This window comes from Lutibacter agarilyticus (assembly GCF_900188235.1).
Lineage (GTDB): Bacteria > Bacteroidota > Bacteroidia > Flavobacteriales > Flavobacteriaceae > Lutibacter > Lutibacter agarilyticus.
The window spans coordinates 1-16557 of record NZ_FZNT01000009.1 but is presented as its reverse complement, the minus strand read 5'-3'; the positions used below and the strand labels follow the sequence as shown (position 1 = coordinate 16557).

General features: G+C 29.1%; 12 protein-coding genes and 1 tRNA gene. 4 read left to right on the top strand and 9 right to left on the bottom strand.

The features are described from left to right. The first annotated feature begins 1322 nt into the window (after positions 1-1322). Positions 1323-1763 carry an Hsp20/alpha crystallin family protein gene (locus tag CHB67_RS14100; protein WP_089382439.1) on the top strand — a complete coding sequence of 147 codons (441 nt, stop codon included), beginning with the start codon at positions 1323-1325 and terminating at the stop codon, positions 1761-1763. A 75-nt stretch (positions 1764-1838) separates the two neighbouring features. Here the strand turns inward: CHB67_RS14100 and CHB67_RS14095 are convergent, their stop codons facing one another. Then, positions 1839-2612 (bottom strand): exodeoxyribonuclease III, encoded by a 774-nt coding sequence (locus CHB67_RS14095; RefSeq protein ID WP_089382438.1) that lies wholly within the window; start codon positions 2610-2612, stop codon positions 1839-1841. Positions 2613-2716: 104 nt separating this feature from the next. After that, positions 2717-3370: a BON domain-containing protein gene (locus tag CHB67_RS14090; protein WP_089382570.1), complete on the bottom strand. Its 654-nt coding sequence runs from the start codon at positions 3368-3370 to the stop codon at positions 2717-2719. 316 nt (positions 3371-3686) lie between these two features. Here CHB67_RS14090 and CHB67_RS14085 point away from each other — a divergent pair, with 316 nt between their 5' ends. Next, positions 3687-6338 (top strand): cation-translocating P-type ATPase, encoded by a 2652-nt coding sequence (locus CHB67_RS14085; RefSeq protein WP_089382437.1) that lies wholly within the window; start codon positions 3687-3689, stop codon positions 6336-6338. A 17-nt stretch (positions 6339-6355) separates the two neighbouring features. Here the strand turns inward: CHB67_RS14085 and CHB67_RS14080 are convergent, their stop codons facing one another. The 4 genes from CHB67_RS14080 to CHB67_RS14065 form a co-directional block, all read right to left on the bottom strand. Next, positions 6356-8629, bottom strand: coding sequence for a glycosyltransferase (locus CHB67_RS14080; RefSeq protein ID WP_089382436.1), 2274 nt, complete (start codon positions 8627-8629; stop codon positions 6356-6358). A 2-nt stretch (positions 8630-8631) separates the two neighbouring features. Further along, on the bottom strand, positions 8632-9669 hold the full coding sequence (locus CHB67_RS14075; protein WP_089382435.1) for a glycoside hydrolase family 130 protein: 1038 nt from the start codon (positions 9667-9669) through the stop codon (positions 8632-8634). Positions 9670-10042: 373 nt separating this feature from the next. Continuing rightward, positions 10043-11152, bottom strand: coding sequence for an AI-2E family transporter (locus CHB67_RS14070; RefSeq protein WP_089382434.1), 1110 nt, complete (start codon positions 11150-11152; stop codon positions 10043-10045). 46 nt (positions 11153-11198) lie between these two features. Then, a complete protein-coding gene (locus CHB67_RS14065) occupies positions 11199-12233 on the bottom strand; it encodes a S1C family serine protease (protein ID WP_089382433.1) in 1035 nt (344 codons plus the stop codon). 315 nt (positions 12234-12548) lie between these two features. Here CHB67_RS14065 and CHB67_RS14060 point away from each other — a divergent pair, with 315 nt between their 5' ends. Continuing rightward, entirely contained in the window at positions 12549-13151 is a 603-nt protein-coding gene (locus tag CHB67_RS14060; protein WP_089382432.1) for a hypothetical protein, read from the top strand. Between the two features lie 209 nt (positions 13152-13360). On the opposite strand, the gene CHB67_RS14055 is transcribed toward CHB67_RS14060, so the two are convergent. Next, positions 13361-15064 carry an ABC1 kinase family protein gene (locus CHB67_RS14055; RefSeq protein WP_089382431.1) on the bottom strand — a complete coding sequence of 568 codons (1704 nt, stop codon included), beginning with the start codon at positions 15062-15064 and terminating at the stop codon, positions 13361-13363. Position 15065: 1 nt separating this feature from the next. After that, on the bottom strand, positions 15066-15437 hold the full coding sequence (locus CHB67_RS14050) for a hypothetical protein (protein ID WP_089382430.1): 372 nt from the start codon (positions 15435-15437) through the stop codon (positions 15066-15068). 123 nt (positions 15438-15560) lie between these two features. Between CHB67_RS14050 and CHB67_RS14045 the strand changes: the two genes are divergently transcribed. After that, positions 15561-15977, top strand: coding sequence for a CBS domain-containing protein (locus tag CHB67_RS14045; protein ID WP_089382429.1), 417 nt, complete (start codon positions 15561-15563; stop codon positions 15975-15977). Between the two features lie 106 nt (positions 15978-16083). Here CHB67_RS14045 and CHB67_RS14040 read toward each other — a convergent pair. Beyond that, positions 16084-16161: transfer RNA gene (locus CHB67_RS14040), tRNA-Val, on the bottom strand. Positions 16162-16557: the final 396 nt, after the last annotated feature.

Below are 16557 nucleotides of genomic sequence, written 5' to 3'. Positions count from 1 at the left end.
TCAAATAAATAGTAATTCTGACATCAATCATATACGAAAATGATGTCCATCATAAAACAACAGTTATTTAACTCTTAAATTTGATGTATTAATTAAAAGCTCTTTGAAACAATATGTAAATTATACTGAGGAGGTTTAGCTACTTTTTGATGGAAGTTGTAGGTTATCATTCTAATTTTTAGAGATAAAAATTTTTTGAAAGATTATTTCAATATCACTAAGTTACCAAAGTCTTTTCAGGAGGAAACAGGAAGTTTAGGCTTCCTGTTTCTAAAAAATAGATCTTCATTCTTGAAAAAAAATGGAGATTGAAATGAAGGATTTAAAAGCATTTGGTATGGCAAAATGGTTTTAATATTATTTTAGAAATAACTTGATGTTGAAATTGTTTGAAAGTATTAAAAAGCTGTAAATGCTTCAGGAAACAGGAAGTTTAGGCTTCCTGTTTCTAAAAAATTAAATCTTCATTCTTGAAAAACGATGGAGATTGAAATGGAGGATTTAAAAGCATTTGGTATGGCAAAATGGTTTTAATATTATTTTAGAAATAACTTGATGTTGAAATTGTTTGAAAGTATTAAAAAGCTGTAAATGCTTCAGGAAACAGGAAGTTTAGGCTTCCTGTTTCTAAAAAATTAAATCTTCATTCTTGAAAAACGATGGAGATTGAAATGGAGGATTTAAAAGCATTTGGTATGGTAAAATGGTTTTAATATTATTTTAGAAATAACTTGATGTTGAAATTGTTTGAAAGTATTCAAAAGCTGTAAATGCTTCAGGAAACAGGAAGTTTAGGCTTCCTGTTTCTAAAAAATTAAATCTTCATTCTTGAAAAAAAATGGAGATTGAAATGAAGGATTTAAAAGCGTTTGGTATGGCAAAATGGTTTTAATATTATTTTAGTAATAACTTGATATTGAAATTGTTTGAAAGTATTAAAAAGCTGTAAATGCTTCAGGAAACAGGAAGTTTAGGCTTCCTGTTTCTAAAAAATTAAATCTTCATTCTTGAAAAACGATGGAGATTGAAATGAAGGGTTAAGGTATTTAATAATTACAAAGACTAATTTCAGTTTTATTAAGTTAAGAATAACATAAGAAATTACGTAGCTATTGTTAACATATTAAACCCTTTAGAAAACAGGAAGCTAAGGCTTCCTGTTTTTTTTGTGCCCAATTCTAAAAACAGTACTTAAACTTACCATTGTATTTCGTGAAAAAAATCATTTATTAATTCCCTTGAAATTGAGGGAAATCATTTCGAGAAATTGATATTAGAAATACATTTGAGTAAATAATAAGTTTAATTTAAAATATATAATTATGTCACTAGTAAAATTTAGAAAAAGTCCGTTAGAAAATTTGCTTACACCAGATTTTTTAGATTTTAACACAAACAATTTATTCAACGATAAACTTTGGTTAAAAAAAATGAATGAACCTGCTTTGAATATCAAAGAAACAAAAGATGAGTTTGAAATTGAATTGGCAGCACCTGGATACAATAAGAAAGATTTTGAAGTTACCATTGACGATGGTTGTTTAAATATTTCAGCAAAGAAAGAAGAAACCAAAGAAAAAAAAGGTGAAAATTATACTCGTAAAGAGTTTAGCGCCACATCTTTTGAAAGATCTTTACAATTACCTGATAGCATTGCTGATGAAAAAATAAAAGCAAAATACGACAATGGAATCTTAAGATTTAGTTTAGCTAAAAAAGAAGAAGCAAAAAAACAAAAACCAAAAGTAATTGAAATTTCGTAATTTCTTTAAAAGGGGAATTTATTGTTTTATGAAAACGAATTAAAATATCGAGGCTAAAAACCTCGATATTTTTATTTAAACAAAAGGTAAATCTAGTTCTATACCTATTGGACAATGGTCTGATCCTAGAACATCAGAAAATATGCTAGCTTCTTTTATTCGATTCTTTAAAACATCGTCAACTAAAATATAATCTATACGCCAACCACTATTGTTAGCTCTTGCATTGAATCGATAATTCCAGAAGGTATATGCTATTTTATGAGGATATAAATGCCTAAAAGAATCCGCAAAACCACTATTTAAAACATTGTTTATCCCATCAATTTCAACTTGAGTATATCCTGCAATTTTATTGTAGTTTGCCTTATCATTTTTTAAATCAATTGCCTGATGGGCTACATTTAAATCACCACAAATAAGTACCGGTTTTTGTTTTTTTAAGCGCGTTATATACTTTAAAAAATCCGAATCCCATGTTTTTCTATAATCAAGTCTTTTCAATTTTAGTCCAGAATTTGGAGTATATACATTTATTAAAAAAAAGTTTGAAAACTCCGCACAAATAGCTCTTCCCTCTTTGTCAATTTTCATAAACTCATTAGACCTTGTTACTACTATTGGTTTTATTCTACTTAGTAAAGCAGTGCCAGAATACCCCTTTTTATCAGCTGAATTAGAAAAAATATTAAAGTTTTCAAAAGCTTTTAATAATTGAATTGTTTGCTCATTTGTTGCTTTTGTTTCCTGCAGGCATAAAATATCTGGATTAAGTTTTAACACCCAATCGTAAAAATTACTTTTAGTAATTGCTCTAATTCCATTGATATTCCATGAAATAATATTCATGAGTTTATTTTTATAGGTTCAATAACTATTGAAATTCGTTTTTCAAAAAAACGAGACTGAAAAAATAAATTAAACAGTCTCACTTTTTTTGTATAAAATTGAAGTTATAGCACTACTTCAATCTCGTTTTCAACTTCATAAACACCTGGTGCTGCATAGGCAGTTTTTTTAGCTTCATCTTTTTCAACATACGAGTGAACTTTTCCTTTTAATTTCACTGTATGACCTTCAACATCAACTTGAATATTCTTGGCATCTATATCTGCCAAACGTTCAAATGCTTTGGTTATTTTAGATTTAATTTCCGTAGGTTCTATAGCTTGTTTTAACGTAATATTATTTACTACTTTTTTAACACCTAATAAAGCTTCAATTGATTTTACTGCTGCTTCTTTTTGGTAAAACCATTTAAGTTCTCCTGATAAATAAACCCAACCATCACGCACTTCAATAGTAACTTTGTCTTCAGGTACAGATGCGTTCCATTTTAAAGCATTTACAGCTGCTTTGGCTATTTCTTTATCCGTTTTTTTGTATGCTGCACCATATTTAACCTCAATATCATCAGCTACGGCTTTAACACCTTTTACATTTTTTACAGCTTTTTCAGCGGCTAGTTTTTTAGAATAACTATCAACAATTCCTGTTAGTGTTACTACACTATTTTCAACAATAACTCCAATTTGAGTCTCATCAATATTTGGTTGCCACATTAATTCATCAAGAACATCTTCTTTAATTGCACTATCACTTTTCATAATAAAAAAATTTAAATTAAACATTATAACTTTTAATCATTGTAAAATTAACTACTATATAAAAAAGACAAAATGATACACATCAAGTCTACCGTTTTTATTCAAAAAATTCATTTAAAAATCCGTTTTGAATTAAAATGTTAAAGTATAGCGCCTTTAAAACAGGCGCTATTTTAACCTTAATGCTAGTGTTTTTAAAAAATAAATATATTTCGTTAAAAAACATTTAACACATTCAACTGATGGCCATCATTTATTAAACCGACTGTTAGCGATACCTTAATCATTTAAACTGACATTCATTCATCAAACTTAAATGGCATTAGCATCTCAAAAAATAATTCAAAATCCGCAAACTTTAATACCTTCAGAAGTTGTTAAACAATTAGAAAGTGATTTAACTTTAGGTTTAACGGCCAAACAGGTAAAAGTCCGAATTGATCTATTTGGCAAAAACAAATTACCTGAAGAAAAATCAAAAAGCCCTTTTACTATTCTTTTTGAGCAGCTTTTGAATCCTATTATATACATTCTATTAATTGCAGCGTTCTTGGCGTTGGTTTTTAGAGATTGGCTAGAAGGAATTGCCATTATTATTGTGATAATAATTACTGTTGCGATTGGTTTTTTTATGGAATTACAAGCGTTACGTTCTTTAGAAACGCTTCAAAAAATGGGGCAATCAATCACAAAAGTTTTACGAGATGGCATCTTGTTACATTTGAAGTCTTCATTACTTGTTCCTGGAGATATTGTTATTTTGGAAGCTGGAGATGTAGTTACTGCTGATGCACGTTTAATTTATTCCGAAAACTTAACCGTAAAAGAAGCTGTTTTAACTGGTGAAAGTTTTCCTATTGAAAAAAAAATAGCTGTATTACCACCCAATACCCCTATTTCTGAATTGAATAATATGGTTTTTAGAGGTACATTAGTAACTAAAGGAATGGCCAAAGCAATTGTTATAGCAACCGGAAAAAATACCCAACTTGGTGAAATTCAACAATTAGGAATTAGTTCAAAAAAAAGACAAACACCCTTAGAAAAAAAGTTAAATAATTTAAGTAAACACCTTATTTTATTAACCCTTATTTTAACCATTCTTATTATAATAACTGGATATTTTAGGGGGAATAATTTTATTTTAATGCTTCAAACTGGGATTGCTTTGGCCGTAGCTTCCATTCCTGAAGGTTTGCCTATTGTAGCAACAATTGCCCTGGCACAAGGCATGTTAAGGCTCTCTAAAAAGCAAGTGATTATTAAAAAATTAGAAGCTGTTCAAACGTTGGGAGCAACCACTATAATTTGCACAGATAAAACAGGAACCCTTACTGAAGATAAAATGAAGGTACATGCACTTGTATTTGAAAACAATTTCAATAAAAAAAATAATTTCAACATTGAAGAAAAAAACACAAAGGAATATGAAGAAATGATACTCACGGGTATTTTATGCAATGACGTGCTGCTTTCTAATGAACATAAACACGGAGATGCCATTGATTTAGCTTTAATTGATTTTGCCGAATTTATAGGTTACAAACCCCAACTCATGCAGAAAAAATATCCCGAAAAAATGGAAATTGCTTTTGATACAGAACGTAAAATGATGGCGACGGTAAACCAATACAATACAAAATTTAAAATATATGCGAAAGGAGCCTTTGAAAGCATTGCTGCCTGCTGCGATACAATTATTAAAAATGGTGAACTAATTCCTTTTAATAATAAAGAAGAATGGATAAAAAAGGTTGATAATTTAGCTTCGAAAGGGTTAAGAGTATTAGCCTTTGCTTATAAAGATTTAGACACAATTCCAGCGTATGAAAACTTTTTACAACAGCTTACTTTTATTGGAATTATCGGTTTTATAGATCCTGCAAGAAAAGATGTGAAAGCTACAATTACTACCTATAAAAATGCAGGAATTCGTGTTGTTATGATGACTGGAGATCATCCTGGGACAGCTAAAAAAATTGCACAAGAAATAGGCTTATTACCAACTCCTATTGTAAAAGGATCTGTAACCTTAGGAAAAGATTTTTCAACTATTGATCAACTTTCTAAAAAACAAAAAGAAGCATTATTAAATACAGTGGTATTTGCAAGGGTTATACCAAAACAAAAATTAGAAATTGTTTCACTTTTTCAAGAAAACAATGCTATAGTAGGAATGATTGGAGACGGTGTAAACGATGTTCCCGCTTTAAAAAAAGCAGACATAGGAATTGCCATGGGTATAAGAGGTACAGAAGCGGCAAGAGCATCAGCAGATGTTATTTTAAAGGATGATAAGTTTACATCTATAGAACTTTCCATACACCAAGGAAGGGCTATTTTTCAAAATATTCGTCAGTTTGTAGTGTACTTATTATCTAGTAATTTGGCCGAAATAATTTCAGTAGGTATTGCCGCATTGTTGAATTTACCTTCTCCGCTATTGCCTTTACAAATATTATTTTTAAACCTAATTACCGATATCTTTCCTGCCTTGGCATTAGGACTTGGTAAAGGTGAAAAAGATCTTATGAAAAAACCTCCAAGACTACCTAATGAACCTATTATGACCGCTAAATTATGGAATGCCACCATTATTTATGGATTGTGCGTAACTGCGAGCGTTTTAGGCATAACATTATATTCAAATTATATCCTAAAATTACCAACCAATGAGATTAATAATATGGCCTTTTTTACCTTAATTTTTGCTCAATTACTAAATGTTTTTAATTTACCTAAACGTCATGTCTCATTTTTTAAGAATGAAGTAACTTCAAATATATGGATTTGGGTTGCAATTGTAGTATGCATTGTATTAACCTCCATTGCTTATTTTACACCTCCAGTTGCAATTGCACTTTCTCTTTCGCCATTAACAACCTACAAATTAACTACCATTTTATTATTTGGATTTGGTTCTTTATTATTGGCTCAGTTTATGAAGCGTATAGGCTGTACTATTTAATTTTTAAAGACTCTTTTTTAAATATTATTTTCAATTTCAAATTGTTTTACTACCCGTCTATTTCTACTATATTTTGGCTTTATAACAGTTTCTTTTTCCATGATAAGTCGCGCAATAAGATAACAAATAGTTGATTCTGCTCCTTGATTTAAATTAACATGCGTTTTCTCTAACCCGTCATAACATCCTCCGGTTATTGGATTGTACATGGTTTGATTTAAATGGTTCTTTCCTAAAAACCAATTAAACGCTTTTTTTTGCAAATTTTTATACGTAATATCTTTTGTTGTTTTGTAAAACAACTCTAATGTTTGTATGGTGTAAGAAACATCAATAGGTTGTTCTCCGTACATATTAGATGCTATTCCTTTATGAAACCATCCATTATTTGAAATCACTTTAAACTGATTCTTAACAAATAGCTTAGACAATAAAAAATCAAAGGAATCAATGGCTACACTTTTATAGTTTGATTTTCCAGTAACTAAATAGGCATACAACATAGCCTCTGGTAAAACACTATTGGCATAGGTTAAATAATTTTCAAACCATTTCCAATTCTTGGTTTCAGTTAAATCATAATTTGAGATTAAATTATTTGCTAATTTTTCAATAACATATATAATTTCTGGCTGTTTAGTAACTGAGTAATACAAATACAATCCTTTAATTGCAAAACCAATGGCTCTTGGAGATAAAATATTCTTTACCCATGGCAAACTATCCATAAAGCAAATAATCGCCTTATCTATAATATATTCAGGTAAATAATCTTTCAACGAAATTACCTTTCCAAGTGCCCAAACAGCTCTTGCATTGGAATCTTCTAGATTTATATAGCTATTTTTAATATGTTCAAAATTGTTTTCATCAATATAATTTATAAACGTACCTGATGGTTTTTGACAACGTAGAATAAAATTTAAATACGTATTTATAAGCTGTAAATCTTCCTTTTTATGAAATAATTTATAATGCAAACTCATTGCTATTAAAGCACGAGCGTTATCATCTAACGTATAACCTGACGAGTGATCTGGTTGAGATATTTTACAAAATTGAATAATTCCCAACTCCGTCGTCATTTTTTTAAGATGATTCAATTTTATTGGAGGATAATTATATTTTATGGCTCTTTTTTTATCAATCAATTTGTTGTAGGCGTTCACATGTTTTATTGCAACATTCTCCCAAGAAGATTCTCTTGTTTTTTGAAATGCCGAAATTGCCATAGATTGCAGTAAATCTTTATTTGCCAGTAGCTTTTTAGTGGCTTGGGCTAATTGTTCATGATTTTCAATAGCTACCAATAAACCGGCATCTTCTGTAAGCACTTCTTTAGTATGTGGTATTGCTGTTGCTACAATTGGACAGGCACAACTCATAGCGTAAGAAAACGTTCCGCTAACGGCTTGGTTTGGGTCTTTTGAGGTAAATAAATATAAATCTGTTGCTCTCAAATAATCCAACAACTCATTAATTTCAAGATACTTATCAATAAAGCGTACATGATTTTTAAGGTGTAATTCTTCAACCAATTCTTCTAAATAATTGCGATATGTATCGGTATTATTTTTAATAGAATTTGGGTGTGTTTTACCAATTATTAAATATAAAACATTGGGTGTATGCGCTACAATATCAGGTAATGCTTTCAAGGCTGTTTCAATACTTTTACCATGACTTAAAAGACCAAAAGTTGAAAGTATAGTACGGTTTTCTAAATTGAATTGTTTTTTTATTTCACTGGTATTTTCATAATCTACAATATGAGTACCGTGAGGTATATATATTATTAAATTCTCTGGAATATCATAATCTTCCATTAATATTTTTTGAGATTGTTTTGTCATTACAAATACCAAATTTGACTTGGATATTAGCGTATTTACTACCAGTTTTAATTCGTTATTAGGCTTAGGTATTACACTGTGAAATGTAAAAGTGACTGGTTTATTTATGGTTTCTAAAAATGCAATTAAATAGTTTCCGTAAGAACCACCAAATAGCCCAAATTCATGTTGAATATGCACAATTTTAATTGCACTATTGTTATTAATTTCTTCAGCAACTAATTTGTATTCTTCTTTAATATTGGGATTTAATGTAAATTCCACTACATCCGTTTTTTTTGTCTTTGTGCCAATTTCACAAATAACACAGTTTAATGTTTTGTTAAACGAATTATTTATGGCCGAAATAAGGTCCTTTGTAAATGTAGCAATACCACATTGCGTTGGCGGAAATGTGGTAACAAAAGCAATTTTTGTTTTTAGTAATTCTTGTTTCATTATTATTGTTTTAAAAGTTTATTCAATAGGTTATTTAAATTTAAAGAAGCTACAGCTACACAACTATCTGCTGCTCCATAATAAATATAAAGTTCATCATTAAAAAGTGCTGTTCCTGTAGGAAAAACAACATTGTTTACGTTTCCTTTTAATTCATACTCTTCCGTAGGAGAAAATAAAGGTTGTTTTAATCTTCCAATTACTTTTAAAGGATTGTTTATATCTAATAAAGCAGCACACGCATGGTAAATTAAGCCACTAGTTGTGGCTTGAGCTGCATGGTATATAATTAACCATCCTTTTTTTGTTTCAATAGGAGGACAACCAGCACCTATATGGCTATTTTCATGTTTCAATTTTGGTAGCAATACAATATGTTTTCCTAAACTAGAAATATATTCTTCCCAAAAGCTGTGTGTTAACTCATTTGGGTCTTTAAAACACAGTAACTGGATAGATGGGTGTAACCTATGTAATACGGCAAATTTCCCTTGAATTTTCTTTGGAAAAAAAGCTAAATTTTTATCCCAAACATAAATTTTACCCTTCATTAATTCTGAAATTTTGTACCGAGAAAAAAGTTCATAAAACAAATAATGTGTTTTTTTTATTTGATCATAATTCTTTGTTATCAATGCAGCATATTCTTCAAAAGTAAATTTGGGTGTAATGATGCCTTTTTTTTCAAAATTTTTCAAATCTGTTGAAGTTGCGTATGCTCCAAAAACATTAATACCATCATAAGCGGTATAGGTTAAATAATAGGTATCTTCTATTTTTGTTATTCTTGGATCTTCAATACCTTTAAACTCTTCACTTGTTTCAGGAACAAGCAAAGGCTCCTTTAACTTTTCAATTACTTTTAGCGGTCCGTCTAATTTACAATAGCCTATACATGAAAAATTTCCCTTTCTAACTGCTCTATAAAATACATGTACTGTATTATTATCTTGGTATATTGCAGGATTAAAAATGCCTTCATTTTCAAAACTAGTGGCTGTTTTCTCTAAAATAACTCCGTGTTTTTTTACTTTAATCATTTTAAAAAATATTTGCTATTGAACTGAATTTTAGACCACTCATTATTTTAAATTTGAAATAGGAATTATTCTAAGAATTTCTAAAAATTAACTGTTTCTTAAAAAAATTGAGATATTCGTTTTTATTAAATGAAATTGAACCCTAACTTCAAAAAATCATATAAAGAGATGTTTCATAACTAATAACAAAAAACCAATCTATCATTAAGAATAATTATTTGAACACTTGTATAAATTTATTGACAATACATTTATAAATAAATAATGGATATCATAATTTTACTCTTTATGAAGTAAATAAATTGATTTATATCATTTTTATAGATTTTCACAGATGCGACAGCATCCAAAAACAACTAAATACAATTAACTTCTATAATGAACTATTTTTCACTTTATTCATTTTTCTTGATTGAAAGTTTTCGCCTAATAATAAGGACAAGGTTTTTAAACTTTCTGTGCGATCGGCAATTAATTTTACAATGCTTATAAACGGAATGAATAAAATTAAACCTGCAGTTCCCCATAAAATTCCACCAGAAATAATTACAATAATAATAACTAACGGATTTAATTTTAAACGATTACCTACAACTAAAGGGAATATAATGTTTGCTTCCAATATTTGAACAATGGTAAAAACCAAAATTATACCCAATGGATACCACATAGAATCAAATGTTACCCAGGAAATTGCAATTGGTAAAAGCGAGGAAATAATAATTCCAACATACGGAATGAATGTAAGTATTGAAGCAATAAATCCGTAAGCAATGGGGTTTGGAATTCCCATAATAGCTAAACCTATGCTATTTAAAATACCTACAATTAAATAAACCAATAACATCCCCTTTACAAAATTATAATAGGTATGAATTGTTTCGGTAAGGATTTCTCTAATGTCATTTTTTTTATTTGAAGGGAAGAAATTGTATAGCACATTTGTTAGCATCTGGCGATAATAAAGTATAAAAACCGAAAAAACCGGAATAATAATCAGAAAAAAGAATGTCATAGAAATTGAATAAGCAGTGTTAATTAGCGAATAAAAGACTTGCGTTCCAGAGTTGTTAATCATTTTTTCTGGTAATTCAGACAAGACATTCGTGCTTATGCTATAGTGTTCTTCCAAAAAAGCATCCAATTGCACCAAAAATTCTAAAAACTTAGTCTTAAATGCTTGCCACTCCTGTAAAAATCCATCAATTTGTAAAAATAGTAAATAGGCAATACCCGTAAATAGCACAAATAACGTAGAAACAGATAATAAAATGCTCACGGTTTTATTGATTCCTTTTTTTTCCATCCAATTGCATAATGGATAAAGAATAAAACTAATGAGCATTGAAAAACTAAGCGGAATAAAAAGTGTTTGCCCAAAGTAGAGCACTATTGAAATTAGCACTGTATATATCAAAATTTCAAGAATAGAAAACTTTCTATTTGGAAGGATAGGAACGAGTGTTTTTATGATTTGTACCATAAGTACTTGAATTTTCAATGATGCTGTATATTGTTTAAACTATTTATTATTTTAAAATTGATATAGGAATTGCTTTCGCAATTTTTAAAACAGTACCCTTTCGTAAAATTGTAAACTGTAAAATATCTCCTGAATTTAAATTTTGAATAAGCTGCCAAGCCTTATGTAAATTTTCTTGATTTGTCAATGCAATATGTTCAATAGAAAGTATAATATCTCCTCCAACTATTAACTCACCTCCTTCAAAATAAATTCTAGAAGTCCCCCCTTCTATCCCCATCATATCACCTAATGAAAATTTAGCTACTTTTTGCACTAAAACACCACCTTCTTGAGGAATATTTAAAATTCTAGCCAGTGTACCTGTAATCAAATGCGCATCAATACCTGTAAAAACAGAACGCTCATCTAATAAAATGTTTTTTGCAATATTTGATGTTGTAGCAAAACCTAAACCTTGAAATCCTTTTGAATTGCTTAATATAAAACTAGAAATACCAACTACTTCACCCTTTAAATTAAACATAGGTGCTCCTGAACTTCCTTCGTTTATAGCCGCATCAGTTTGGATAACTTCTGCCATTACAAAACCTCCATCTATTTTATTAATATATCTTCCCCCAACATAGCCAACCGATAGCGAATTCCCTAAACCAAAAGGCGCTCCAATCACAAAAATTTGATCGCCCACTTTAACATTATCTGAGTTGCTTAATTTAACAACTTTTAAAGGTGTTTTTTTTACTGAAGTTAATTTTATTAAAGCAACATCAGCTGGCGGATAAGAACTAACTACTTCTGCGTAAATCTCTTCGCCATCTGAGAATTTTACAATAATATTTTGAGCCGTTTGAACCACGTGAGAAGCTGTCATTATTTCTCCATCTTTTGAAACAACGAAGCCTGACCCTATTCCTTTCACATTTAGCATTAATTTTTGATACCCGTCACCAACAACCTCTGATTCAGACGTTTTAATAAGCACCACTGCTTCTTTTGATTTTTCATACAGCTCACCAATATTTTGACAATACCCTGTTGAAAAAAACAAAAGACTTATTATTAAAATGGTGTTTTTCATTGTTGAAATTTTAAAGACGAACCTCTTATTTACAAATTGAACACTATTTTATGAACATTCAAATGACCATTATCAAATTTGAGCAATGATATTACTGAAATTTATCATTTTAAGACTTATGTTAAAAAAATATCAAAACCTATCAAAACCTCTTTATCACAAACAATTAGACAACACCTAGAAAAGTTTAGATAGCCAATTAAAAGGAGTTGGTATAAGTGATATTTATTTAAAAAACTTTTGTAAAATGATATTACTCATTCCATTTTTAAAAAAATATTTTGAAATTTAGTTTCATTATAAATCTAAAATATTATGAAAAATATAGATCCAAATCAATTTATAGATAAAGTTATTGTTGCACTGAGAAAAGCTGCCGTTAATTTAGAGGAATTTCAGGTTAAAACCGCTTTAGGCAAAGCTGAAGCTAAAGATAAGTATGAGGAAGTTAAAAAGGAATTTAACTCATTTATTCATGATAGTGAATACAAAATTAAAGAGGTAAAAGAAAATATTGAAGATTTGAAAGCTAAGTTTGATGAGTTACATATACAGTTAGTATTAGGAAAAGCTGAAACTATTGATGCTTTTAAAAAACAAAAAAAACAACTGCTTATAACTCTTCATGAAATTGAAGTTAAAATAAAAAATAACAAAGCTTTAAATCGCATATACGCCGTAACCTTAATTGAAATTGAACAATTTAAAATTAAGCTTGAAATATTAGAGAAAAAATACCAGAATGAGAAAAAAGAAACAAAAAGTTCATTTCAAAGAGGAAAAAAAGAGTTCAATTCATTTATTGACAAGATAACAGCTAAATATTCGAAGAAAAAAGAAGAAAGTAAATTAGAGCATTTTCAAAAAGAAATAAACGAAGCCTTTAGTCATTTTAAAAAAGCATTTTCAAATTCATAACAAATTTGCTTCCTAAGAGTACTGTGAGGCTAACTGAAAATTTCTAAACCCCCAATTCTGAATTGGCAACTAAGTGAGTCGAAGTCATTTCATAATCTCATCATACTTATTTTTTAAAATAGTATAGGCTACAAAAACCGAAGATTGAGTTTAGAAATTTTAGTTAGAGTTGACGAAAATCTTACTTTTGCGATAGTGTCTTTTGTGTATTAATAATCATAATCGCCTTTTCTTATATTAATAACCATTCTAATTCCAAAAAGTATTGATAAACAAAAACTTAATATACCAATCACAGAAATACCCTTCCATAGCGGATGAACTTTATAAATAATAAACAATGCGGCACTTAAAATTAAAGCAACCATAATAAAAGCGGTAATCAACTGTTTTGTAATACGTTGCAAGGTATGTACCATTGGATCAACACCTATATGTGTTAAATCTACTTTTACAAGACCTGAATTTATTTTTCTGATAGCATTTCTTAAATCTACCGGAAAATCCTCCATATAATCGGTAAATTCAATTATTGAGTTTACAACCTTCTTTCCTATTTTTATTGGGTTAATTTTTTTTGTAGTACTTTTAATTAAATACGGTTTCACTATTTCAAATTGATCAAAGTCTGGATCTAACTTTTTAATAACTCCTTCAAGAGTTACCAATGATCGTACAAAAAGGAAAAAGTAAGTTGGCACCTTTAAACCATGGTTCGTAATAATATCTTTTAGTTCCAATAAAATAGTACTCATTTCATTCTCATGAACAGTTCTCACATAATATTTTTCTACAAATTCATTAATATCAAATTCTAAACTCCTCATATTTGGTATCACAATATGGTTTGATAGTTTTTGAAGTGCTTTAATAATTTCAGTTACATCTTTGTTTATAACGGCAATAAATAACTTTCCAAATATGGCAATATCTCTGGGCAGCATGCTTCCCATCATACCAAAATCTAAATAACCAATTTTTCCATTGAGGAGTACCAATAAATTCCCTGGATGAGGATCTGCATGAAAAAAACCATATTCAAAAATTTGTTTATAGTAACTAACAGCTAACCTATAAGCTATAGTTTTTGTATTAAAACCCTGAGCTTGTAATTCCTCAATTTTATCAATTTTAATACCAGAAATAAACTCTAAAGCTAATACTTTTGATGTTGTAAATTCATGATACACTTTAGGTGCTAATGAGTAGTGATCTTTAGCTTCATCTGCTTCTAAATTGTTATAAAAACGTTCCACATTGATAGACTCATTTATAAAATCGAGCTCCTTCAATATAGCATATTCAAAATTTTTAACTAGCCCAGTAGGATCAAAACTTTTTATAGACGGAATTCTATTTTCTAAAACTTCAGCAATTTTGTACATTACCTTTATGTCTTCCATTATAATTTCAAATATACCTACCCTTTGTACTTTTAAAGCCACTCTTTTTCCCGAATGCAACGTTACCTTATGTACTTGAGCCATTGATGCTGAAGCAAAAGGAATTAGATCAAACCATGCAAATAAGTTTTCAACAGTGTCTTTTAATTCAAATTCAACAACTTCTTTTGCCCCCATTTTAGACATTGGAGGTACACTATCTTGTAGTTTCTCTAGCTCAAAAGTTAATTCTAAAGGAACTAAATCAGGTCGATTGCTTAATATTTGACCAAACTTTATAAAAGTGGGTCCCAATTCTTCGCAAACCAATCTCATTTTTGCCCATTTGGTATATAACAATGCATGTTTTCGTGAAGCCTTCGGAATTAATTTTTGAATAAAAGTATAGCGCTTATTTTCATCTAGATAGTAAACCAAATCTTCGTAGCCATATTTTATCAAGACTCTTAATATTTGATTATATCTAGAGATCGATCTAAAATTATCTCTAATTCCTTTTAAAATTCCCATTTTATGTTGCTTCTAATTTATTTAATCGAGCCTCTAATAATGCAATAGCCATATCCGATTTTTCAATTTTTTTATTGAGTGCATTAATTTCTTCTAGATGTGCTACATTTATTTTTTTATAGAACTTAACCACCAATTCTTCCAAATTATCATTTAACTCTTCCTTAAGTTCAAGAGTTTTAAGAATAATCTTATCTACAAACTCTAACTCATTACCATTTTTATCCAATTTAGACTCTGAAACTATTTTATTAATTTCATCTATTCCTTTTTCTGATAATTCTTTAATTCTATTTAAAAGTTCAGTATCTCTCGCCAATATATACAAGCTAGAGCTCAATGTAAGTAATTCTAATATTGATTTGGTTTTCATAAGATTTGAATTTTAGAAGTCACTATTAAATTTATGATTAAAAAAAAAATTCTAAAATGATATTCCTCATTTTGGAGATTACAACTTTACGTTAAATTTAAAGTGAAAAATAATACCAAAATCATGAAATCAAAACCTATAACATCAATTATGACTAAAAATGTTGTTTGTGTTTCAACCGAACAAAACCTTTTAGATGTAAAACATATTTATGAGAAAAAAAAATTTCATCATCACATACCTGTGACTAAAAATGGAAATTTGGTTGGAATGATTAGTTTAGTAGATTTTATGTACAATATTGCTGGTGCTGGAATCAATGATGATCACATCATTTATAAAAAATTAAAAGTCAAAGATATAATGACTCCTAAACCTTTTTATCTAACAACAGATGCATCAATTCAGGAAGTAGCAAGTGTTTTAGCAAAAGGAAATTATCATGCTGTACCTATTGTTGAAAATAAAAAAATTGTAGGTATCGTTTCAACTGCTGATATTATTAAATTTTTCTTGGATGAACAGAATATAAGCGCTTAATGGATCAAAATTAAAAGTGCTATATAATTAATGAAACAATATTTAGATTTTTAAGAAAAAATTAAAAGCATAAAAAAAGCTTCCCAAAAAGGAAGCTTTTAAACTTTGGTGGGCAATGAGGGATTCGAACCCCCGACCCCCTCGGTGTAAACGAGGTGCTCTGAACCAACTGAGCTAATTGCCCTAAGCGGTTGCAAATATAGTATCTATTTTGGTTCTGACAAATTTTTTTATTAAAAATATAAAAATAAACAATCTCATAGAATCCGTGTAAATTTCAAAAATCAGAATTAAATTATTTAAAGTTTAATCATTTTCACAAATCACCTTAAAAAGTATTTAATATTATTAGTTTTTAATGAGTACTATCGTTTTTTAGAACTTTCAATAATTGTATTTTTAGTTACTCCGCAACTTAATGACTTAATCAACTATTATCTCTTACTTTAAAGCCCAATAAAAGCAATAAACCTTAAGTTTTTGACAAAAAAAAACCTTCAACGTTTAAGTTGAAGGTTTTTCAAAAGAAAGGCGGTGACATACTCTCCCACCATAGTGGCAGTACCATCTGCGCTGATAG